Source organism: Caballeronia fortuita (genome assembly GCF_001544835.2).
In the GTDB taxonomy this organism is placed as follows: domain Bacteria; phylum Pseudomonadota; class Gammaproteobacteria; order Burkholderiales; family Burkholderiaceae; genus Caballeronia; species Caballeronia fortuita.
The window spans coordinates 543,315-566,124 of sequence record NZ_FCNX02000002.1; the positions used below are offsets into that span (position 1 = coordinate 543,315).

A 22,810-nucleotide genomic window follows, 5' to 3' on the forward strand; every position below is an offset into this window, starting at 1 on the left:
TGCAGAGCAGCAAACGCTTTGTCTTACGTATTCCTTTCGAAAATGAGAAAAGCCGGACATCCGTCGCCGGCTTCTCTCCTGGGCTTTACGCGAGCGCATCCAGCTCGCTTGCGAGCGCGCGGCGGCGGATCGGCGCGAGCGCCGCGCCGAGGCGTTCGCCCTGCGCTTCGCTGATCATGCCCGACAGAATCTGGCCGAAGCGCGGTTCGTCGACGCCGGAAATGATGTACTGCCAGCGATACGCATCGATCAGTCCCGCATGCACGCACGCTTCTTCGTCAGCGGACAGCGCGCGGTCGAGCAGCGTGACGAAGTAATGTGCATCGGCGGCGGCTTGCGCCTGCATCATGCCGTCGATGGCCGCGACGAGTTCGATCAGATCGCCGATCGCCGCGTCGCGCGTGTCGTCGTCGATACGGGCGTCTTCGCGCAGCCACTCCAGTTCGTCGATGATCGCGTGCTGCGACTCCTCCTTCCAGTGGAACAGGAAGATGTCCTTGAAAAGCGGCGACAGCGTCGCGTCGCTCTCCATGCTCTGCCGGTAATGCACCTGCGTGACGATTTCGACGCAACACGTCAGCGCGAGAATCGACCATGTCGATTTGCCGAGCACGAATGCAGCGACCTCGTCGGCCTGCGCGGCGAAGCGGTAACCGGGCGGCAGCGCCTGCGCGGCGAGCGCCTCGACGCGCCGGAACAGTTCCTGATGCTTCAGCTCTTCGTCGGTGAAGCGGACGATCGCCTCCAGCGCGGTCTGATCGCCGAGCGCGTGATCGCGGCCGACTTCGAGCATCTTCGCGCCGACGAATCGCTCGATCATGCCGAACATGTTCGCGTACGTGCGGCCCTGAATCTGCGACATCAGGCGGCGTTCGCGCGCGTCCAGGAACGGCAGCCGGTCCACTTCGGAGAGCCCGTCGGGCATGAATTTGTGCGCGGGATCGAAGTGACGGCCGCGCAGGACGTCGCGATCGATGTCCCAGCGGATACGGCGCGATACTTCGATGCACTTCGCATAACGTTGCTGCGGGCTGATCTTCGGGGAACGGGACTCGTGCTGAACGGCTTTCATGTGCTGACTCCGGAACGACTCTGCGTCGATGACTTGCGATGGGCCGAGCGCCGATGAAGGCGCTTGCGTCGAACAGGTCGGCGTTGGGTCGTGCGTCGCGTCACCGTTCTGCGAAGCATTGTCGAGAGCGGCGCGTTTTCGCACATGAGGCGCAAGTCCCGGTCGCGGGCCGGGACAGCTCGATCTGGCGGGCAGGAAGCAGGACGTGTGTCCCGGCGTTCAGGGAGCGGGCGCGTCGAAGCCCGCGCGGCGCGCGAGCACGATCGCCTGCGCGCGACTCTCGACTTCGAGCTTCGCGAAGATGCTGGTGATGTGATTGCGCACGGTCTTTTCGCTCAGCGCAAGGCGCGCGGCGATCTGCGCGTTGTCGCGCCCTCCCGCGAGCAATTCGACGATATCGCGCTCGCGCGGCGTCAACGCGGAGAACGCAGGATCGCTCGCTTGCGCCGATGGCAGGAACGCGCGCACTTCCTCGCGCCAGCGTTGCCACGCAGCATCGGATTCGAGCGTGAGGTGGTTCTCGCTTTCGAGCGGCACGAAGCGCGCGCCGGGAATCTGCCCGGCGAGCAGACGGCTTTCGTCGAACGGCACGCGCGCATCGCCGCTCGCGTGCAGCACGAGCGTCGGGCACTGCACCTGCGGCAGCAGTTCGACCACGTCGATCTCGTTGAACACGCGCATGATGCGCGCGGCGTTGCGCGGCGTGGTCGTCAGGCGTTCGAGTTCGTTGAACCAGTGATGCTGTTCCGGCGTGCCGCCCGGAATGAACTGCGTCGTGAAGAACTGGCGGAACGCCGGATTGTGCTTGCCCCAGCCGAGTTCCGCGAGTTTCACGAGCATTTCGGCTTCTTCGTGCTGCGCCGGATCGCACGTACGTTTCAAACGGCCGCGCGCATAGCCGCCGTGCAGCACGAGATGCGTGACGCGTTCGGGATGCGCGACCGCGTACGCCACCGCAATCGACGCGCCCTGCGATATCCCCAGCAGCGGAAAGCGTTCGAGCCCGCTCGCCTCGACGACGGTTTCGAGATCGCGCAGCCAGGCGTCGAAGGAAATATCGCCGACGTCGCGATCGGACAGACCGCAGCCGCGCTGATCGTAGCGAATCAGCGTGTGACGGCTGCACAGTTCGAGCATCAGATGGCTCCAGACCGGGCTCGTGAAATCGAGCTCCAGATGACTGAGCCAGTTAGCCGCCTTGATGAGCGGCGGCCCGGCGCCGCATGTCGCGTACGCGATGCGCACGCCGTCGCTCGCGGTGCAAAGGCGGATGTGCTGCCGTGGCGTGGGCGGGCGCGGCATCATCGGATGATGGGTATGTAGGGACTACGTACAAAATCGATGCGCGCGCGACAGCCCCGCGCGACGCTCCATGCTCGCGCGTAATGGATTAGAAAGTCAAGGACGGCGCGCGCTGCGCACCTGGCTCGCGAGATCGCCGTGATGCATCGCGAGGGCGCGCAGCGACGGCCACATATGCATGTAGTGGACCATGAAGCTGTCGCGCGACTGCAACTGATACGGCGTGTTGATCGTCACGCAATCGAAGAGTTCGCGGTTGCCGGCGAGGCCGTGACGCTGCAGCACGTTGATGAACACGTCCTGATCGCCGCCGCTCGCATACGTCGACGATTTATCCGCAATACCGCCTATGCTGCGATCGATCTCCGACAGGACATCGAGATTCTGCGGCGTGTTGCGAAAGCCCATGATGCCCGAGTTGAACTGCCAGCTCACGTCGGTTGCGATCACCCGATTGCGGTGCGCGAGAAGCGGTTCGAGCGGCCTGCTCTGATCGGCGATGAGCACATCCGCGTCGATCCAGAGGACCCATTCGTGTTCGGGAAGATGACGCAGCAACACCCACGGCTTGACCCAGTTGCCGCTCGTGGACTCGCCCGCTTCCGGCGGCACGTCGCGATAGAGATGCAGCGCGTAGCCGTGCCGCTCGCAATAACGCCGCAGATTGCGCTCGGCGATAGCGCCGTACTCGCGGATGTTCGGCGTATAGAGCATCGCGAGCGCGACGGGCGCATGACGGTTTAGCGCCTCGTAGCGTGCATCGCCTTCGTCCGGCAAAGGGAGAACGAGGTAAGGCAGGCCGCGCGCCTGATGATCGTTGATGTGCTCGGCGAGCAGGTCGCGCAGGCCGGCGAAAACCGGCTGATCATTCGGCGCGTCGGGCTGATCGCCGATTGCGATCGCGAAGGCGGGCCATTCCGTCCATATCGGCGACACATGCAGCGCGGCGAGTAACACGGGCATGTACCCTTCTATCCTGATGTTGAACGGCTGCGGTCCGAGCGCGCTCAGCAAGGCGGTTTCGTCAGCGAGCGCGCGGCCGAACTTCGCGCCGTCGCAAAGCCGCTCCACGCGCTCGCGCGCGGCGGCCGTGTTGCGCCAGAGCTGGAACGCAGCCATTACGTCCGTGCAATTGGCATCTCGATAGGACACGAGCCAGTCCCGGCTTTCGTCGCGCATGAAGGTCTCGCACGGCACGTCGCGCAGCAGCAGGCAATCCTGCGTCAACAAGAGTACGAGATCGCCGTCGGCGCAGGCGCGCAGCTTTCGCAGCAGCGTCTGATACTTGAGCAGCATGCGCAGATGCGGCCAGCCGATCGCGCTCGTATCGACATAGTCGTGCGTATAGGCGCGACGCGCGCAATAGCGGCGATGATTTTCGAATGATGCGCGAGCGCTATCGTCGGCGAAAAAACTGATGACGTGAGTCGTCATGGCGATGCTCCTTGGGCCGCGTGTCCGGGATTTTGTCCCCGCCCTTGGCGCCCAGGCAAGCGCCCAGACAGTTTGTTTCAACGTCGGGTTCAGGAAGCCACGATCGTTTCGCTCAGCGTTTCGCGCGCAGCGGCAGCGTGCCGATGAACTGGTCGATTGCCGCGAACAGCGCCGCGCGGCGCACGCCGTCCTGCGCCTGAATCGACAGGCCTGCGAACAGCGTCATGCACAGCGCGGCGAGCGCCTCTACATCGGTGCGGGCGTCGAGTTCGCCATGTTCGACGCCTTGCGCGAGCCGCGCCGCGACGATCGACGCGACCTTGCGACGGCGCTTCTGCATCTCCGCGCGCAGCTTCGCGTGCTCGTTGCCGACGGACATCGCGCCGAGAAAGATCATGCAGCCGCGCGGCGTGCGCGAGCCGGTGAACAACTCGACGCTCGCGCGGAACATCGCGCGCAAGCCATCGCGCACGGATTCATGCGCCTGAAACAGCCTGAGCGCCGCGCCGCCTTCGGCGTCCGTGTAGAGTTCGACCGCCTCGCGATACAGGTCTTCCTTGCTGCCGAACGCTGCATAGAGGCTCGGCGAATTGATGCCCATGGCACCGACGAGATCGGCCATCGAGCAAGTGTCGAAGCCCTTCGCCCAGAACACTTTCATTGCGTTTCGCAGCGCCGCATCGCGGTCGAACGTGCGCGGGCGTCCGCGCGTCTTGTGCTGCGTTTCGCGCATTTCCGACGACATGTCTCGCTCCTTCTGGCGTGCCTGTGATTACTGCACGCAACGCAATTCTGAATTATGTGTCGATCGTAACAAACATACTGGACGCTGTCGCGCGCCGATGTTTAAATATCTGTGTCGATCGTTACATTAATCTCGCGTCTTTCAGGAGTCTCGTCATGAAATCCACTTTGTCCGCGCTTGCCGCAGCGTTGTTGCTCGCAAGCCCCTTGGTGTCGTTCGCGCAATCTACGGAGACCGCGGCATCGCCCGCGCCGTATTCGGTGTTCGTCGATCAGCCGACCGGCTTTACGTTCGTGAAGATGCCGTCGGGATGGAAATTCGTCGGCGCGGTGTCGACGGAAGAAGCGCAGCATGTGCCGGCCAATGTGCTGACGTCAGTGTTGCCCGCGGATTCCGCGCGCGCCATCGATACGGCATCGGTGAAGTAAGCGTGGGCGTCAGCGCCGCCGGTAGGCATCCAGCAGGCCTTGCACCAGTTCCGCCGCCACATAATGCGGCCCATCGAAGAGATAGGTCTTGAAGCCTCGATACGCATCGATCTGCGGCTTCAGTTCATCGGCGCTCGCCGCGCGGAACCCGCCGCCCACTTGCGGGCGGAACGCCTCCGCGATGATCCGCACACGCTTGTGCCCGAGCTTCGCGGCAAGCTGCTCCGCGTACTCGCGCGCGATCTTCGGTTCGCGCGCGTACACGCCGCAGCCGTCCTGCAGCAACACGCCGACATCGCGCGGCAGCCATTGATCGAGCCATTCCGCGAGCGCCGCGCCGCCCACGTTCGCGCGATCGTACACGCTGATCCATAAAGGCCTCGGCAACGCATCGAGCAACGAGCGCAGCGTGCTCGCGGTCTGCCAGGTCGGATCGATCTCGACGGGAAAGTAATAGCCGGTCACATGAACGGGCGGACGAAAATCCGCAAGCTGCATCGATTCGATCGCGAGTTGCGCTGCGTTCGCGCGCGCCGCCGCTTCGTCGAAACGTCCGGCGAGCCCGACGATCACATCGCGCGCCCACGGCTCCCGCCCGATGCGCTCCCAGTCCGGCATCCGCGCCGCCGCGCGCATCCCGGTGCCCGGCACGAACGCGATACCGTCCACCGCCGTCCATTGCACGATGAGTTCGCGCGCGCCGATCCGGTCCCAGGCGCCGCGCGGATCGGCATGGGCGTTATCGGGCTGCCAGACGATGCCGTCGACGAGACGCATGCGCGAGGCGTCCGCGTTCGCTGCGCTGGACATGCAGCAGGCGCAGGCGAGCGCAGCGGACACGGTGAACGAGGCAAGTAGCGAGCGCATCATCAATACGAGAATACCGCGCCGAAGAACACGCCACGCGCGCGATCGTCGCCCGCGACGCGAAAGCGATACTGCAAGGCCAAATCGACGAACGAGCGCGGCGCATCGTAAGGGCCGTCGCGGAACCAGTAGCGCGCCGCCACGCCCGCGCCGACGCCCACCGGCACGCTATGATCGACCGCCGAATCGTAGTCCATGCCGACAACCGCATGCGGGAACACCGTAAGACGCGGGCTCACCGAATCGATCCGGTACGTTCGGCCAAGACGCGCGTTCGCGGTTGCGTACGTCGAATGATTTTCGATGTAATGCCCCGCCTCGCCATACACCGTGCCCGTCCACCAGCCCGGCGCGTCGAGGCGGCGCGTGTCGCCGAAGCCGTTCGAATACGCGGCGCGCGCGAGCCAGTCCGAGCGCACGTCGGAGCCGATCGGCACGATGCGCTCGATCGCGAAGACCGCATTCGCCGATGCGAACGGCTTCACGCGCGCGCCGATCGCCGCCTGCAACGTCGATACGCCGGTCGGCCCGCCGCCCTGCACGCCGAAGTTCTCGTAACCGCGCGCGTACACCTCGAACATGCGCGCACCGAGGCTGCCGAACGGACGCCAGTACGCCTCCACGCCCGCCTGCCAGTTGTTCGACACGCCCGGCGTCGGCGCGAACGCGAAACCTTGCTGCGCGCCGTTGCCGCGATAGTTCACGGTCGCGCTGAAGCCCCAGTCGCGCGTCGCTTCGGCGTGCGCCGCGCGCGCGTCGCTCAGGGCTTGCGGCGTCAGGGTTTCGTCGTCGTGGTCGATCGCACGTTCAAGGTACTTCGCGCCCTCTTCGTTGCGATGCAGACCGAGCGCAGCATAGCCCGCGTCCGCCTGCGCCGATGCCGGGAGCGCGCCCGCGCGTTCGGCGCGCGCGAAGTGATCGAGCGCGAGCGCGTTGTCGCCCGCGCGCCGCGCGATGAACGCGGCTTGCATATCGGTCATCGAATCGAGCAGGTTCGCATCGATCAGCGCGCGCGCTTCGTTCGACGCCTCGCGCGTTCTGCCCGTCGCCGCGAGCGCATCGATCAGCGCGATGCGTGGCTGCGGATCGTCGGACACTTCGGCGATTGCCGTGCGCCAGTAACCGATGGCCGCGCCGCGATCGCCACGCTGCTCGGCGAGGCGCGCTTCGCGGGTCGGGGCGAGCGCGGGATCGTGCGCGTAGACATCGCACGAAGCGCCGAACGCATCCGCGCGGCACTCGAACGCCGGGCGCGCGCGCGGATCGATCGGCGTGGCCTGCGTCGCGCCCATGCGCAACATCGTCTGCGCGCGGTGCCGGCGCAGGACGATGGCGGCATCGGCGTCGTCGGGTGTTGGCGTCGTGACGGGCGGCAGCGCGTCGAGCGCCGCTTGCGGATCGCCCTGCGCGAGCCGCACGTCCGCGACGATCGTGCGCGCCACGCGGGCATCGCGATTCCTGCGTTCGTCGCCGGTGTCGACCGGTGCGAGCGCGAAGTCCGCGCGCTTGCCCTGCGCCGCGCGCGCATAGCCGCGCAACGCCTGCATGAGCGCGTCGTCGCCATCGCTTGCGGCGGCTTCCACGCCCGCGAGATCGCCGCGCGCGAAGAGTATGTCGATCAACTGCGTGCGAAACGCGAGCCGCGCGGGCGCATACATGACCGCCTTGCGCGCGAAGACCTGCGCCGCGTCGAGATCGCCGCGTTCGCGCGCCGCATACGCCGCCTTCGATTCCGCCGGCGCGAGCCTGTCGCCGATGAAGCGCCGCCGCTCGCGCAAGGCGTCGCTATCGCCGAAGCGCGCCGACGCATCGGCGGATGCGTCCCAGGCGGCGGCATCGTCGCCGGTTGCGGCGAGCGCATCGATCAGCAGATAGCGCAAGCGTTCGGCCTGCGGCGCGAGATGCACCGCTTCGCGGCCTTGCTCCACCGCCGCCGCGTAATCCTTTTTGCCGTAGGCGCGATACGCCGCGCGCGCCGCCTTCGCCGCCGGTTCCGGCAGATCGCCCGGCAAGCCGCCCGCGCCGCCCGATGCGATCAGCACGTCGATCTGCCTGTGCCGCGCGGTCAGCGCCGGCAACGGTCCGAGTTGCGCGATGGCGTCGGCAAGCGCGCGGCTCGCGTCCTTCAGACGTCCGCGCGCGGCGAGCGCATTCGCGAGCAACAGACGCAGATCGGCGACATCGGGACGCTGGCGAATCGCCTCTTGCGCGCGGGCGATGGCATCGGCATAACGATGCTCGCCGTAGGCCGCGAACGCCTCGCGCGCGACGCGATACGCCGCGCCGCTCAACGGCAGGGGCAAGGTCTCGTCGGCGCGGGCGGCGAGCGACGCGCAAAAGCAAAGCGCAGCGAACGACGCGCGACGCGGCGTCATCGAAGTCCGGCCTGCGCGAGATAGCGGCGGCGCTGCTCGGCGATCGCGACGGTCAGCGCATCGGGCGCGATGACCGCTTCCGCGACCATGTAATCGCCGATGCGCCCATGCCGCTCCGGCCGATAGTCGCGCAACGCCGACTCGAACGCGCTGCGCGTGACGAGTCCCATCTCGATCATGATGTCGCCGAGCAAGGGCACGCCGCGCGCCGAGGCGGCATCGGCGAGCGCGGGCGGTGCTTCGTCGTCGGCATCGCCGGGATAGACAGGCATGCCGACCGCGCGCAGCATCCGCAAGCCCGCCGCGATCTCGCTTTCGCGCACGATCTGCAGCGCGACCGTGCGGCCCGACGCCGCGTTGAGTTCCGCGAGCGATGCATCGTCGAGCAGGCTCGCGCAGACGAACACCGCGTGGCCGTTCGCGTCGACGCCCTGCGGCAGCGCACGCAGGCGCACGAGCGTATCGGGTGTCGCGATGCTCGTCAGATCGACGCGCGCTGCATCGAAATGGCCGCGCGGCAAGTCAGCCTGAAACGCGATGGCTTCCGCAAGCGTTTCCTCGTCGAGCCAGCCGCGCGTGACGAGCACGCGGCCGAGCGGCGCCTCGCGCGCATGATCGGTCTGACGCGCTTCCTCGAGCCGCTCGGGATCGATCGCCTGCCACGAGACCAGCAGTTCGCCCAGTTCCTGACGCGTGTCGCGCAGGCCTTCGTTGCTGGGGAAATCGTGCATCGTCTTGTCCCACGCGAGCCGCCGCCCCGTCACCATATGCACGATGAAAAGCCGCCACGCGCGCGCCACCGCCATGAAGTTGATGACGTTGCTGATGACCATGCGCGGCACCGAGAGCACGCCGTGCTCCCAGCCGTAAAGCCGCGTCGTGAAAATGATGCGCTGCGTGACGCGCAACACGAGCGCGACCGAATTCGCGGCGAGCAGGAATTGCAGCCAGTGCGAATCGACGAACGGCGACGGAAAGAACTCGCTCGCAAGCCCGAGATACGATGCCGCCGCGAACAGCATGAACTGCACGGCCAGCAGATACGCGAGCATGCCGACGAACGCCGTCACGACGCCCTTGCGATCGCGCATCAAAAGATAGCGATTGGCGAGCGAGCCGCTCCAGCCAGTCAGCGCCCATCCCTGCAAGCCGATACCGAGCGTCCAGCGCGCGCGCTGCCGGTACGCGGTGCGGAACGTGTCGGGGAAAAATTCGCGCACGCACAGCGGCATCGTCATCCTGATTTCGCGCTCGCGGCCGAAGCCGAACCAGCCCTTGCGGCGCGTCGTGAATTCGACGGGAAAGAGCGGAAAGATCGATTGCATGCCGAGCCGCGTGATGCGCGTGCCGATGTCGTAATCCTCGGTGAGGCTTTCGGTATTGAACGGCTGATGCTCCGTCTCTTCGACGAGCGCGAGAATCGCGCGGCGCGAAAAGCACGTGCCCACGCCCGCCGACGGCACCGCGCCCGCAAGACTCTCGCGCACGACGAGATCCTTCGCGTGCCACTCCGCGAACTCGTCCATGTACGTGCCCGCGACGAGCTCGAACCAGTGCCGCTCCAGCGACGCCACCGGCAACTGGATCATGTCCTTGCGCGGCAGCAGATAGTTGAAGAATTTCAGTTCGACGGGATGCAGCACGTCTTCGCTGTCGTGCATCACGATGCCCGCGAATTCCGTTCCGGCTTCGAACTCGTAATGCAGGATCGCCTGCACGAGCCAGTTGAGGCAGTCGGCCTTGCACGTCGGGCCGTCGTGCGGCACTTCCACGCGATGCAGATGCTTATAGCGATGCCGCATGCGCTCCACTTCGCGGATCGTCGCGGCATCGTTCTGATAGGTGCCGACGAACACGGTGTACGCGCGGTAATCGAGCACGCGCACGAGATCCTCGATCATCGCGGCGATCACGTCGTCCTCGTGCCACGCGGGCACCATGATCGCGATCGGCTGCTCGTCGCGCGCGTACAACTGCTCGACGGTAAGCGGCGCGTAGCGGCGTTCGACCGTCACGCGCCGCCAGAGCCTGCGCGTCCAGTACCAGATGTCGATGAAAAGATCGTCCAGGCTCGAAAGCAGGATGATCGCCGCGACCGTCGCGGCCACGTACTCGAGTCCCTGGTAGTAGTCGGCGAGCAGAATCTCGCCGTACCACCTGAGCGTCTCCAGCATCACGCGTCGTCCTCGGCATCGCCGCCGCCACGTCCGTTGCGATGCCTGCGGCGCGCGTGTCCCGCGAGCGCGATCAGGGCAAGGAGCAGCACGACGAGCACGGCCGGAATGCCCCAGCGCGCCCAGTGCCGCGTGACCCAGTCGGTGCTCGACGCGGGTTCGTCGGTCATCGCTTCGGGATTGACCGTGTCGAATTGCTTGAGCACGCCGCTGCCGTCCACGACGGCGATGTTGCCGCGCGAAAGTTGCAACTTGTCGGTGAGGACGGGCGCCGCGCCTGCCGACCGGTACACGACGCCGCGCTGCCCGCCCGCGCTCGCCACACTCACGACCGCGACGCGCGAGAGCCCCGACATGTCGAGCAGCGTATCGCCCGCGGGCGATGTCAGCGCAAGCCGCTCGGCCGAATACATCGCGGGATTCTTCTCGTTGGCGAGCTTGACGTCGGCGGCGAGGAACGGGCCGTCGGGCTGCGCGGGCGTGTCGCCGCTCTTCACCGCGAATTTCGCCGATACCGGCGCGATGCCCGCCGCGCCCGTCAGCACGGCTAAGCGCGGCACGGCGGCAAGCGCGTCGTCGAGCCAGGCGCGCGGCACATACACCGTCGCCGATGACGCATAGCGCGCCGCCATTCCTGCGAAGGTGTCGTCGGGTGCAGCCTTCGCGAGCCGCAGATGGCTCGACGGCAACACCGCGACCGGATACGTCTGACGCGCCTGGCAACCCGAGTCGGGCTGACGGCGGAAGGTCACGCGCAGATCGTTGGTGCGCGCGAGCGCATAGCGCGGAATCGGCGCGACGAGACGCTGGCGCGCGCCGTCGACGTTGATGAGCTTCGCGCCGATCATCACGTCGTTGAAATAGACGGTCGCGGTCGCGCCGCCGTTGGAAAGCGTCGGCGATGCCGCGAGATCGAGCACGACCTGCTCCGGCAGCCGGCCATTGCCCGACGCCGCCGCGAGGTCGAAGCGCGCGTCCCACGACGCGGCCGTCTGCACGTCGACGCTGCGCGGATCGCCCCCGAGATCGGACAGCGCGATGGTGTCGCCGCGCGTTTGCTGCGCCACGTCGATGCGATGCACGACCACGCGATCCGACACGTCGATGGGCCGCCAGCCGTGCGCGAGCGCGCCGATGCCGAGCGTGTCGCCGACGACGATCATCGCGCGGCCGCCCACGTGCGCGACGCGCACTTCGCCCGCCGCGAGCGGCGCGGTCAGTTGCGCGGCGGTGTGCGCGCGCCACGCGTCGAAGGCCGCGAGCGCATCCGCCGATGTGTTCGCGACCTGCGCGCGCAGCGCATCGAGCGCGCCGCCGATCGACTTGCGCAGCGCATCGTCGGCGACGACCACGTCCGGGCCGAACGCCGCGCGCGCGCCGAGCGCGACGAGCGCGCCGCGTTGCGCATCGTCGCCGATGACGTGCTTGCCGCCCGCGGACAGCGCCGCGAACGCGGGTATGCCGCGCAGCGCCGCGGGCACGTCGACGGCCGTGAGATCGACCGTATCGCCCACGGCGGGAAACGCCTGCATCACGGGACGCTTGCCGTCGCGCTGCAAGAGCGCATCGGTGCGCCAGGCCGTGTCGAATGCGCTCGTCGACAATGCGCGGCCCGACACCGCGAGCACCGGCGCGAACGGCAGCGCGCTCCACGCGGTGCGCAAGTCGCGCACGTCGGCGGGATCGAAGCGGAACGTGAGACGCGTCGTCGGATCGACGCGCAGCACATTGCCGATTGCCGTCTGATCCGCGCACTCGTTCTGATTGATCACCGACGCGAAACCGAGCCCCATGCGCACGAAGCCCGCGCCGCGCGCCGCGCCGTCGACGCCGAGATTCACCGACACGCCGCCCGCATCCTGCGTGAACGCGCGTGCGAGCACCGGCGAGCCGTCGAGCGAAAGGAGCATCGTCACGCGGCCGCCGTCGCCGCGCACGTAGCCGCCATCGAATTGCAGCGTGGCATCGGAGATAGGAATGCCGGCGGGCACCGGCAGGAAGAATTCGCGGCGGGTGTCGGGCGCGTTGAGCGTCACGCTTTCGAGCAGGCCAAGCTGCCGCAGCGTCACGGTGCGCGTTTCCCGCATGTCGAGGCCGAGCCGCCCGATCGCGCCCGCGATATCGCCGTCAGTCGTGGCTGCGCCGAACGCCGCGTGCTGGAAGCCCGCGAACAGCGCGGCGCACAGGCTCATGGATGCCAGAACGGCGCGCAGTCCGCGCCGCTTGAAGATGTCGTTGACCAAGTTGAGTGACTCGAAGTGGGCGCAACGTGGCGGATTGGGCGCATGCCTGTGCATGTCGCGCGCGCCGCCTCGATTGCGTATGCCTGATTCCTACGCGATCGCTTCGCGCATGACACGATGCGCGCCTATGTTCCGGCGCGGACCGTGTACGAATGCGTCGAAGGGACGGGAGAACGCCGCGGCGGCGTTCAAGTCGCCGGGAAGGCGTTGCGCCGGTGCGGCGATGGCGTCGCCGCGGGCATCGGAAACGGCGTCGAAGAGTCGAGGACGCTTGCCGAGAAGGAAAAGGATCGTTGTTCGCTTCGTGTTCATTGGGTCCCGACGACTACACAATCTTGGATAATTCCGATTGTATTCAGACGCTTAGGACCGCCCGCCAACTAAAATGTAAAAAAGTCTAACGAGAGCGTGCGAGCGTGCATTGGCGAGTTTTTGTCTAGCTTGGAGCGGTGCTTTTTACCTGTTTAACTAGCGTTCCCAAGATACGATGCGGCCCGAAGCGAGGCCCAGGTTTTCCTCTTAGGATTGCATGTCTATTTCGATGTCGAGCAGCGCCGAGCTCACCGACTTGCCATGCGCGTCGAGCGCGAGCGAGCGCGTGACGCCGCCGCCGAGCGCCTGACCGAGAACGAAGTTGAAAGCATGCAGCAGCGGCAGTTCGTGGCGCACGACATCGCCCTTAACGACATCGGCGAGATGCGCCTTCACGCGCTCAGCCGTGAGTTGATCGCGCAGTTGCGCGTAATGCTTCGCGTCGAAGCAGATCACCGAAACGTTCAGCGTGTTGCCTTTGTCGCCGGTGCGGCCGTGCGCCAGTTCACGCAGTTTCATCGCTTGCCTCCACGAATTCGAATACCGGATTCACATGCTCGCGCGCGAGCAGCACCGATTGCACGGCGATGACTTCGCGCGTCGTCTTCGTCACGCCGCCGCCGCCCGCCGGGCCGTTGGTATAGAGCGTCTCGATTTCATTGCCGATGCGCGCCGCTTCCTTCGCGCTCGATGCGCGCCCCGCGACGCGCACGCGCACCTCATACGGCTCGCCGCCGTTCGACGATGCGAGCGCGTCGCCGTACAGCGCATTCACGCCGATCAGATCGAAGCGCAGTTCGCTCGTATCGACGCCCGTGATCGCGAGACGTTCGCGCGCGATATCGAGCGCGAGCCGCGCGCGTGCGACCGCGCCCGGACCGCCGTAGGAAATCTGCCCTTCGCCGATATAGCCATCGACATACGCCACCGACGTTTTCAGCGTGCCGGTGCGCGCCTGGCCGCGTCCGCCCGTCACGCGCACGCGGTCGGGCGCTTCCTGCGCGACGCGAACTTGCGTGAAGTCCGCGACGACATCGGGCTGAAAGTAGCGCGCCGGATCGTGAATCTCGTAGAGCAGTTGTTCCTTGCACGTCGCTTCCGTGACGCTGCCGCCCGCGTGCGCCACCTTAGTCACGACGACGGAACCATCCGCGCGCACTTCACCGATCGGAAAGCCGAGACGCGCGAGACCGTTCACGTCCTTGTAGCCCGGATCGGCGAAATAGCCGCCCGTCACCTGCCCCGCACATTCGAGCAGATGGCCGACGACGGTCGCCTGCCCGAGCGTCGCCCAGTCGTCCATCTTCCAGCCGAATTCGTGGATGAGCGGCGCCGTGAACAGCGACGGGTCCGCGACGCGCCCGGTCAGCACGATATCCGCGCCCGCCGCGAGCGCCGCGACGATCGGCGCCGCGCCGAGATACGCATTCGCCGATACGATGCGCTCCGCGTAGTCGCTCACATCGTCGCCGGATTCCTCGAAGCGATGAGGCGAGCGCAGGACGATATCGAGCACGTCGTCGCCGGTGACGGCTGCGATCTTCATTCCGTGCAAGCCGAGTTCGCGCGCGATCTGCGCGGTCTTCTTCGCCGCCGCGTGAGGATTCGCCGCGCCCATGTTCGATACGATCCGCACGCCGTTCTTCGCCGCGACCGGCAGCACGGCGCGCATGCGCGCTTCGAGCAGCGGATCGTAGCCGAGCGAAGGATCGCCGCGCCGCGCTTGCTGGGCAATCGCGATCGTGCGTTCGGCGAGACATTCGAACACGAGATAGTCGAGCGCGCCGTGCTCGGCCAGTTCGACGGCCGGCTCGATGCGGTCGCCCGAATAGCCCGCGCCCGCGCCGATCCTGATGATGTCTTTCATGGTGCTTGTCCTTTACAGCGGAAACACGCCCAGCACGACGCACGCGATCGTCATGACGATCGACGCGCCGAAAAGCAGCGGGAACGTGAACTTCTGATGATCCGCGAGATCGATGCCGCACAAGCCGACGACGAGAAACGTCGCGGGCGTGAGGGGGCTCACGGGAAAGCCGGTCGTCATCTGCCCGAGCAACGCCGCCTGGCCGACATGCACCGCCGGCACGCCGAGTTGCGACGCCACTTCGGCGACCACCGGCAACACGCCGAAATAAAACGAATCGGGATCGAAGAGCATCGAGAGCGGCATCGACAAGAGACCGAGCACGACCGGAATGTGCCCCGCGAAAGCGGGCGGCACGAAGCCGACGGCCGCCTGCGCCATCGCTTTCAGCATGCCGCTGCCCTGCATGACCCCGGTGAAGACGCCCGCCGCGAGCAGGATTCCGGCCATCATCAGCGCGGCGCGCGCGTGCGCGTCGATGCGCTTTCGCTGCATGTCGACGTTCGGGTAGTTCACCAACAACGCGATGCACAGCCCGACCATGAACATGATCGCGGGCGGAATCTTCTCGCCCATCACGACCATCGTGCCGAGCACGACGAGGGTCAGCACGATGTTGAACCAGAAGTTCTTCGGGCGGCGCAGCGCCTGTTCTTCCGGCGTGAGTTCGCGCTTCGGAACCGGAATCGCGCCCTTCGCGCTCGAATAGCCGAGACGCTTTTCCTCGCGCCGCCCGAGCCACCACGCCACGCCGAAGACGAACACGAGTCCGATCGCCTGCACTGGAATCAGCGGATTGAAGAGCGATGAAATCGGCAGATGCAGTGAGGCGGAGGCGCGGATCATCGGTCCGGTCCACGGCAGGAAGTTGATGCCCGCCGCCATCGACACGGCCGCCGCCAGCACGCGGCGGTCCATGTTGAGGCGCTCGTAGAGCGGCAGCATCGCGGGAATCGTGACGAGGAAGCACACCGCGCCCGAGCCGTCGAGATGGATCAGGAGCGCGAGCAGCGTCGTGCCCATCACGATGCGCGTCGGTTTCGTGCCGACCGCGCGCAGAATGCGGTCGATGATCGGATCGAGCGTGCCCGCGTCCGTGATCGTGCCGAAGTAGAGAATCGCGAACACGAACATGCCGACGACCGGCGCGAGACTCTTCAATCCGTCGATGACGAACTTGCTCGTCGAAAGCCCGAAGCCGCCGATCAGCGACGCCGCGATCGGCACGATGATGAGCGCGACGAGCGGCGACATGCGTTTGGAAAGAATCGCCCCGAGCAGGACGACGATGGTGGCCAGGCCGAGCAGCGGCAACATGACGTGTCTCCGAATCTTGTTTTTTGATGTATCCGAGAGTAAGTTCGGAGCGGCGATAAAACAATTGAAATGATTTGATCGCAGCCATCACGAACCATAATGGATCTGAATCTTCGCGATATTCGCGCGCTCGTCGCCGTGGCCGAGGCGGGCAGCTTCACGCGGGCGGCCGAACGGCTGCATCTGTCGCAGCCCGCCTTGACCGTGCAGATACGCAGGCTGGAAGAGGCCGTCGGCGCGCGGCTCCTCGACCGCAATAGCCGCAACGTCGCGTTGACGCCGACGGGCCGCGAACTCCTGCCGCTCTTGCGCAAGTCGTTGCGCGACATGGAGAACGTGCTGCGCGATGCGCGCGCGATGGGCGTGGGCGAAAGCGGCACGATCCGCATCGCGTGCTTGCCGACGTTCGCGGCGAGCGTGTTGCCTGAGCTGATCATCGGCATGAAGCGCGACGTGCCGCGCGTAGGCTTCCAGATTCGCGATGTCGTCGCGAGCACCGTGAATGCGCTCGTGCGCAACGAGGACGTGGATATCGGGCTGACCGGCGGCGAAGTGACCGATCCGCTGATCGACGTGCTGCACGCGGGCGTCGACCGGCTCGTCGCGGTATGTCCCAAATCACATGCGCTCGCGAAGAAACGCCGCATCGTGCCCGACGATCTCGCGCGCGTCCCGCTCGTGCTGACCGCGCCGGGAACGAGCGTGCGCGCGGTCGTCGATGCCGCGCTCAGCGAGACGCGCGAAGCGCTCGATATCGCATGCGAGCCGACTTACATGATGACCGCGGTCGCGATGGTGCGCGCGGGACTCGGCGTGACGATCCTGCCGGAGACCGCGCGCGAGGTGCGCGCGGAACCGGGGCTCGTCGTGAAGCCGATCGGCCATCCGGCGTTCGCGCGGCCGATCGCCATCGTCAAAAAGAAAGGCCGGACATTGCCGGCCGTGACGGAGCGCTTCGTCGAAAGCATGCGCGAGGCGATGAGAACGCCTCGCTGATACACAGGCTTATCTTTCCATCGTCGCCATGTCGATCACGAAGCGGTACTTCACGTCGCTCTTCAACATGCGCTCGTAAGCCTGATTGACTTCGTCCATGCGGATCATCTCGATGTCCGACGTGATGCCATGCTTGCCGCAGAAGTCGAGCATCTCCTGCGTCTCGGCAATGCCGCCGATGAGCGAGCCCGCGAGCGAGCGGCGCTTGAAGATCATGTTCATCACCGAAGGCGACGGATGCGGATGCTCCGGCACGCCGACGAGCGTCATCGTGCCGTCACGCTTGAGCAGCGCCATGAACTGATCGAGATCGTGCGACGCGGCCACGGTGTTCAGGATGAAGTCGAAGCTGTTCGCGTGGGCGGCCATCTGATCGAGATCTTTCGAGATCACGACTTCATGCGCGCCGAGCCGCTTCGCGTCCTCGATCTTGCCGGGCGATGTCGTGAAGAGGACGACGTGCGCGCCCATCGCGGCGGCGATCTTCACACCCATGTGACCGAGGCCGCCCAGCCCGACGATGCCGACCTTGTGCCCCTGCTGCACGTTCCAGTGACGCAGCGGCGAATACGTGGTGATGCCCGCGCACAGCAACGGTGCGACCGCCGCGAGTTCGAGATTCTCGGGAACGCTCAGCACGTACGCCTCGTCGACGACGATGCTCGTCGAATAGCCGCCGAAGGTCACGCCGCCCGATTTCTTGTCCGGAGAGTTGTAGGTTTGCGTAAAGCTTTCCGGGCTTTCGCAATACTGTTCGAGTCCTTCCTTGCAGGCATTGCAAACGCGGCATGAATCGACCATGCAGCCGACGCCCGCGAGCTGGCCGACCTCGAACTTCGACACGTCCGAACCGACTGCCGCGACGCGCCCGACGATCTCATGACCCGGCACGACCGGATAGTTCGTGCCGCCCCACTCGTTTCTCGCCATGTGGAGATCGGAGTGGCACACGCCGCAGAACAGGATGTCGATACGCACGTCGTTCGGACCGACGTCGCGGCGCTGAATTTCGTGCGGGCCGAGCGGTTTATCGGCGGCGGATGCTGCGTAGGAATACGCTTCGAACATGGTTTGCTTCCTCTGAGATTTGCATCGTGTGAACAGGACCGGCGCTTGCTAACGACGAGCGAGCGCGGTTATGGGGTAAGACGTGCGAGATGGTTTTCTGTATGCGGTGTTGTGTGCGGCAGCGAACGTTCGACATCATGCTGCGCCACGCGTTGCGAGCGATTTGCCGATTGCGCCTATGTTCGGGCGGCAATGCGCAACGTCAGTACTGTATGCCTATAAAAGAATATCTGCCGAAACGACAGCGCGCCGCGCATGCCGCTGGAGAATCTGACAATCGACGACGCGCGAATGACAGCGCGGCGACAATCACGCGAGAACGAGACCATGAAGGCAAAGGCAATCACGGCGCGCATCGGCATGCCGGGAGGCGCAGTCAGCGCCGAATTTCACATCGATACGGGGCGTCTTAGAATTTTCGAGCGCGACATGCTGCGCGTCGAACTGTTTCCACCGCAATCGTGGTTCACGGTGGCATCGGTGGCGGGCAACAGCCGCTGGGGCACGCGGCCGCGCGAAGCGGACATTCATCTCGTCGTCGAGAATTTCATCTTGCAGCGCTTCGGCATGACGGCGTATCAGGGCGAGGCTTCATGCGCGCAGTAAGCGCGCGGCGAGCATGTTTCAGCGCGAACGCGCGCGACGCGTGCGCTGATAGAAGCCATCCGGCTTGGTCTTCACCCATTCGACGAAGCTGCGCACCGCTTCATGCGCGAGCAGCGCCTCGACGGTCGAATAGCGCTGCGCCAGTTCCTTCTCGGTGAAGAGCGCATGCAATTGCCGATGACAGATGCGATGCAGCACCGCGGTCTGCCGCCCGCCTTGCGACTTTGGCACGAGATGATGCAGATCGCGCTCGGAAGGCGGCACTGCGCGCCCGCACAGCGCACAGATTTCTTCTTGAGCCGGTCGATACCAAGGCTCGGGTGCGCGCTTTGCCATCGCGGTCCTCGTTCGTTATCGACGAGTATACGCGCCGCCTCAGGACAACGCGCCCGACCGCCTTATTACTTCGTACTTCGTATTATCTCGCGGTTCGCGCGGGTGGCCGATAACCCGGAATCTGATGCAACGGATAATCGCATGCTGCTGATAGCGCCGCCATCCGTTCGACGTTCTCGCGCAGATCGATCTGCGTGCGCGCGATCGTCTCGCGCACCGCTTCGAGGCGCGGCATGATGCGCTTCTCGATCGTGCCGCTTTCCTCCTTGCTGCCGAGCAGGGCTTCGGCTTCTTCACGCGCTTCGCGCAGCTCCAACTCCGAGACCTTGTATTGCGCGATCAGGCGCGCATAAGTTTCCGCGAGTTCGCCGAGTCCCATCGCGCGCATGCGTCCGACGAAATCGCGCGTCGATTTCATTGCGAGTTCGCCGGCGTCGTACGCCATGAACTGCACGTCGTCTATGGAAAGCGAAATGCGTCCTTCAGGCGTGGAGAATTCGAGCTTGGTCGGCATGAGGCTTGATGTCCGGTATCGATGAAGTGACCGGATTCTAGAAAGCCGAGCTTGCCGCGAAGTTCGGAACACGACGAAATCGTTATCGCGTGCATGAAAGAGAGCGTTCACGTCTTTGCCACAGGTTTGATATAGCGAAGCGATGCAACGGATCGCATCGATTTCCGTCGCGATTCGCGGAATGCAGGTTACTTAACCGTTGCACGACTCGCCCGTTCGATACTCCGTGGATCGTGGCGTGCGAGCCATTGGCGTCAAGCCCAAGACCGGTTTCATTCCGAGCCGATAGAACCCGGCACGATCGGTTACGGCTCGCGGCGAAACACGCGTTCCGGTTTTTCAGCACGCCGCCGGAGACGATTTGGCCGCGCCCGTCAACAGGAGTTCGATCAGATCGCGCACGTTGCGGATGGCCGCGCCGAACGGCAGCTTCTCGCGCCCGCGGAAAAATAGGCCATTGCCGACGTCACCGCGCAATGCCGCGGCAAGACGCGTATCGATGCAGAAGTGGCCGAACTTCTCGATGCCGTCGCGCAATCCGCACGCGCTCAGACACTCGAGCGCCGAAGGGCACGTCTGTTTGCGCGCGCCGATTTTCGTGCGTATGCGTTCTTCGTTGCGCAGATAGCGCATGAGCCACGGCGTTTTGACAGCGCGCGCGGGGAGTCCCGTCACGCTGATGAATTCGACGATATCGTCGGGCGTCGCCTCGACGAGCACGCGCTTGAACTCCGGATGCGCGTCGCCTTCCTCGGTGACGGCGAACGGCGTGCCGACCTGCACGCCGTTCGCGCCGGCCGTGAGCCACTTGGGCACGGCTTCATGACTGCTTATGCCACCCGCGACGATTACCGGCACGTCTTCGCGCTTCAGCCCGAGCGCCGCAAACGATGCATCGAGTTCCTTCAGCACGCGCTCGAATCCGAAGCGCTCGTCGTTCATGTCCGCGACGTCGGCGACGCCGAGATGGCCGCCCGCGTGCCCCGGATGCTCGATCACGATGGCGTCGGGCAAGCGGCCCTTCTTCATCCATTTCTTGAGGACGAGCGTGACGCCGCGGCTGTCGGACAGAATGGGAATCAGCGCGATATCGCAGCCTTGCGTAAGATCGGGCAGATCGAGCGGCAGGCCGGCGCCCATCACGATGGCATCGGCGCCCTCTTCGCACGCCACGCGCACGTAATCGGCATGCGCGCTCACGGCTTTCATTACGTTGACCGCGATCATGCCGCGCCCTTCCGACAACTCGCGCGCCGACTTGATCTCGCGCGCGAGCGCGATGAGGTTCGCGCGCTCCAGCGTGGGCCGCGAGTGGTCTTCACGGCACATCGCGAGCAAGTCTTCGTGATGGTGACGCAAGTCGATGCTCGCGATGGTGCCGAGTGCGCCTTCCCGCGCGACGCTCCCCGCAAGCCGATGCGCGGAAATGCCGACACCCATCCCGCCCTGTACGATCGGCAGCAAAGTGCGGCCGCGAATCATGAGCGGCGCGAAGGAATGGGCGTGAGAGGTCATGGGCAACTCAGTGTGATGTGAATTCATGGTCTGCAGCTTGATGTGATGCGAGCTTCGATGCAGCGCGACGACCGTTCAGGCGGTTTCTGTCGCCTGCACCGCATCGTGCCCGACCGCGTAGATCGCGACCTGCACGCGGCTCGTGAGGTTGAGCTTGCGCAAAATGTTGCGCACGTGGATCTTCACCGTGCTTTCCGCGAGCATCAGCGAGCGCGCGATTTCCTTGTTGCAGTCCGGGCATGTTGAGATCAAGCAGAATTACGTCCGGGCGAAACGGCTTCGCGCGCTTCAGACCTTCGAGCCCATCGGGAGCTTCGCCGACAACTTCGAAATCGGATTGACGTTGCAGGAGCGCATGAACGCCCGAGCGAAATAGCGCGTGATCGTCGATCAACAGAATGCAAATGCTCATGACACAACTCGAAGCAGCTCTGGAAGCGAGCGCGCGTGACCATGTTCAGACAGCCTGACGTGCCGGGGCCGGCAAGACGAGTTCGACGCGCGGCCCGTCCCGGCGCTCCGGTCAGCCGAAGCATGCCGCCGAGCCTTTTCGCGCGCTCGCGCATGATATGAAAGCCGACATGCGTCTCGCCCAGGACGGCCATTTCCTTTGGATCGTAGCCCTGACCGTCATCCTCGACAAGGAGGCTAAAGTCGCGACCATTGACGATCGTCACGAAAACGCGCTGCGCCTCAGCGTGCTTTCGAATGTTCGACAACGCCTCCTGCAGAATGAAAAGCACCTGCAACTGCTGATCCGGCGGCAAGGGCAAGCCTCCTTCTCCGCGATATTCAAGCGATGGAACGATAGCCGTCTGCGTGCCAAAGCGCTCGATGGATTCGTTCACTTCACGTAGTACTGCGGCATCCACAAGGCGAGGCCAACGTAGCCGCCGAACACGACCGAGTAGTACTGTGCGTAACGCAGCACGCGCCGGTCTTTCAGCACGGCCATCTGCGCCGTGAAACTCTGCGTCCTCGCGCTACGGTGCGCAGGGTTCGACGCCGACACGAACCAGAAAACGAGCGCGGTGACGAGCATCGCGATGGAATAGACCTTCGGCACGATCGTCCATGTGCCCGCCGCGAGAATCAGCACCGGCGCGACGAACTTGGTCAGCGCCGCGCCCGAATTGCCCGCGCCGAAGATGCCCATCGCGAGACCCTGGCGCGACTTCGGGAACCAGCGCGCGACATACGGCGTGCCGACTGAAAACGACGCGCCCGCGATGCCGACGAACAAGCCGAGCACGAGGAATTGCCACAACTCGGTGGCGTAGCCGATCAGCCAGATCGGCACGATGGTCACGGCCATCGTGCAGAAAAGGACGATGCGCCCGCCGAAGCGGTCGGTCCAGAGGCCGAGCGGTACGCGCAGCAGCGAACCCGTGAGCACGGGCGTCGCGGCGATGAGGCCGAATTCGGTATCGGTGAGATGAAGCTGCTTTTTGAGAGGAATGCCGAGAATGGCAAAGACCATCCAGATGGCGAAGCAGATCGTGAATGCGAAAGTGCTCGCGCCGAGCACGCGCCAGGCGCGCGCATCGGTCGATGCTTCCGAAGCGAGGGTCGAGTCGACGACGTTCATCGTCCTTTCCTTGTCGTTGTAACTTTCCCGACAAGGTTAAGGAGCGTCGCG

At 65.3% G+C, this 22,810-nt stretch carries 18 protein-coding genes and 3 pseudogenes; 3 read left to right on the forward strand and 18 right to left on the reverse strand.

Annotation, left to right across the window (positions count from 1 at the left end; translation table 11 throughout):
* Positions 1-85: 85 nt before the first annotated feature.
* The 4 genes from AWB77_RS06735 to AWB77_RS06750 all read right to left on the reverse strand — a co-directional run bounded on the left by AWB77_RS06735 (position 86) and on the right by AWB77_RS06750 (position 4,553).
* Positions 86-1,072: a hypothetical protein gene (locus tag AWB77_RS06735; protein WP_061133592.1), complete on the reverse strand. Its 987-nt coding sequence runs from the start codon at positions 1,070-1,072 to the stop codon at positions 86-88.
* A 219-nt stretch (positions 1,073-1,291) separates the two neighbouring features.
* Positions 1,292-2,377: an alpha/beta fold hydrolase gene (locus tag AWB77_RS06740; protein ID WP_061133593.1), complete on the reverse strand. Its 1,086-nt coding sequence runs from the start codon at positions 2,375-2,377 to the stop codon at positions 1,292-1,294.
* Between the two features lie 93 nt (positions 2,378-2,470).
* A complete protein-coding gene (locus AWB77_RS06745) occupies positions 2,471-3,808 on the reverse strand; it encodes a glycosyltransferase family protein (protein WP_061133594.1) in 1,338 nt (445 codons plus the stop codon).
* A gap of 112 nt (positions 3,809-3,920) precedes the next feature.
* Positions 3,921-4,553, reverse strand: coding sequence for a TetR/AcrR family transcriptional regulator (locus AWB77_RS06750; RefSeq protein ID WP_082852593.1), 633 nt, complete (start codon positions 4,551-4,553; stop codon positions 3,921-3,923).
* 155 nt (positions 4,554-4,708) lie between these two features.
* Between AWB77_RS06750 and AWB77_RS06755 the strand changes: the two genes are divergently transcribed.
* Complete coding sequence (locus AWB77_RS06755; protein WP_061133595.1) at positions 4,709-4,981, forward strand: hypothetical protein; 273 nt, start codon at positions 4,709-4,711, stop codon at positions 4,979-4,981.
* A 9-nt stretch (positions 4,982-4,990) separates the two neighbouring features.
* On the opposite strand, the gene AWB77_RS06760 is transcribed toward AWB77_RS06755, so the two are convergent.
* The 7 genes from AWB77_RS06760 to AWB77_RS06795 form a co-directional block, all read right to left on the reverse strand.
* Positions 4,991-5,851 (reverse strand): alpha-amylase family protein, encoded by an 861-nt coding sequence (locus AWB77_RS06760; protein WP_061133596.1) that lies wholly within the window; start codon positions 5,849-5,851, stop codon positions 4,991-4,993.
* Complete coding sequence (locus AWB77_RS06765) at positions 5,851-8,223, reverse strand: NfrA family protein (protein ID WP_061133597.1); 2,373 nt, start codon at positions 8,221-8,223, stop codon at positions 5,851-5,853. The genes AWB77_RS06760 and AWB77_RS06765 overlap by 1 nt, the downstream gene beginning before the upstream one ends.
* Positions 8,220-10,400, reverse strand: a complete 2,181-nt coding sequence (locus AWB77_RS06770) for a glycosyl transferase family protein (RefSeq protein WP_082852594.1) — start codon at positions 10,398-10,400, stop codon at positions 8,220-8,222. The genes AWB77_RS06765 and AWB77_RS06770 overlap by 4 nt, the downstream gene beginning before the upstream one ends.
* Positions 10,397-12,640, reverse strand: coding sequence for a cellulose biosynthesis cyclic di-GMP-binding regulatory protein BcsB (locus AWB77_RS06775; RefSeq protein WP_061133599.1), 2,244 nt, complete (start codon positions 12,638-12,640; stop codon positions 10,397-10,399). Before AWB77_RS06775 ends, AWB77_RS06770 begins: the two co-directional genes overlap by 4 nt.
* Positions 12,641-13,159: 519 nt before the next feature.
* A complete protein-coding gene (locus tag AWB77_RS06785) occupies positions 13,160-13,471 on the reverse strand; it encodes an AtuA-related protein (protein ID WP_061133601.1) in 312 nt (103 codons plus the stop codon).
* A complete protein-coding gene (locus tag AWB77_RS06790) occupies positions 13,458-14,819 on the reverse strand; it encodes an acyclic terpene utilization AtuA family protein (protein WP_061133602.1) in 1,362 nt (453 codons plus the stop codon). Before AWB77_RS06790 ends, AWB77_RS06785 begins: the two co-directional genes overlap by 14 nt.
* A gap of 12 nt (positions 14,820-14,831) precedes the next feature.
* Entirely contained in the window at positions 14,832-16,136 is a 1,305-nt protein-coding gene (locus AWB77_RS06795; RefSeq protein WP_061133603.1) for a CitMHS family transporter, read from the reverse strand.
* A gap of 99 nt (positions 16,137-16,235) precedes the next feature.
* Here AWB77_RS06795 and AWB77_RS06800 point away from each other — a divergent pair, with 99 nt between their 5' ends.
* Positions 16,236-17,132 (forward strand): LysR family transcriptional regulator, encoded by an 897-nt coding sequence (locus tag AWB77_RS06800; protein ID WP_061133604.1) that lies wholly within the window; start codon positions 16,236-16,238, stop codon positions 17,130-17,132.
* A 9-nt stretch (positions 17,133-17,141) separates the two neighbouring features.
* Here the strand turns inward: AWB77_RS06800 and AWB77_RS06805 are convergent, their stop codons facing one another.
* Entirely contained in the window at positions 17,142-18,200 is a 1,059-nt protein-coding gene (locus AWB77_RS06805; RefSeq protein ID WP_061133605.1) for an NAD(P)-dependent alcohol dehydrogenase, read from the reverse strand.
* Between the two features lie 327 nt (positions 18,201-18,527).
* Between AWB77_RS06805 and AWB77_RS06810 the strand changes: the two genes are divergently transcribed.
* A complete protein-coding gene (locus tag AWB77_RS06810; protein ID WP_061133715.1) occupies positions 18,528-18,806 on the forward strand; it encodes a hypothetical protein in 279 nt (92 codons plus the stop codon).
* 18 nt (positions 18,807-18,824) lie between these two features.
* Here AWB77_RS06810 and AWB77_RS06815 read toward each other — a convergent pair whose 3' ends face one another.
* The 6 genes and pseudogenes from AWB77_RS06815 to AWB77_RS06835 all read right to left on the reverse strand — a co-directional run.
* Entirely contained in the window at positions 18,825-19,142 is a 318-nt protein-coding gene (locus AWB77_RS06815) for an HNH endonuclease (RefSeq protein WP_061133606.1), read from the reverse strand.
* Positions 19,143-19,224: 82 nt separating this feature from the next.
* Positions 19,225-19,656: a hypothetical protein gene (locus tag AWB77_RS06820; RefSeq protein WP_061133607.1), complete on the reverse strand. Its 432-nt coding sequence runs from the start codon at positions 19,654-19,656 to the stop codon at positions 19,225-19,227.
* A 339-nt stretch (positions 19,657-19,995) separates the two neighbouring features.
* The gene (locus AWB77_RS06825; protein WP_061133608.1) at positions 19,996-21,171 is read right to left on the reverse strand and encodes an NAD(P)H-dependent flavin oxidoreductase; all 1,176 of its coding nucleotides are present in this window, start codon (positions 21,169-21,171) and stop codon (positions 19,996-19,998) included.
* A gap of 75 nt (positions 21,172-21,246) precedes the next feature.
* Positions 21,247-21,583: pseudogene (locus tag AWB77_RS35000) on the reverse strand (response regulator transcription factor).
* A gap of 45 nt (positions 21,584-21,628) precedes the next feature.
* Positions 21,629-22,049, reverse strand: a pseudogene (locus tag AWB77_RS36755) (sensor histidine kinase); the annotation flags it as partial.
* A pseudogene (locus AWB77_RS06835) lies at positions 22,022-22,759 on the reverse strand (MFS transporter); the annotation flags it as partial. The pseudogenes AWB77_RS06835 and AWB77_RS36755, both read right to left, overlap by 28 nt.
* Positions 22,760-22,810: the final 51 nt, after the last annotated feature.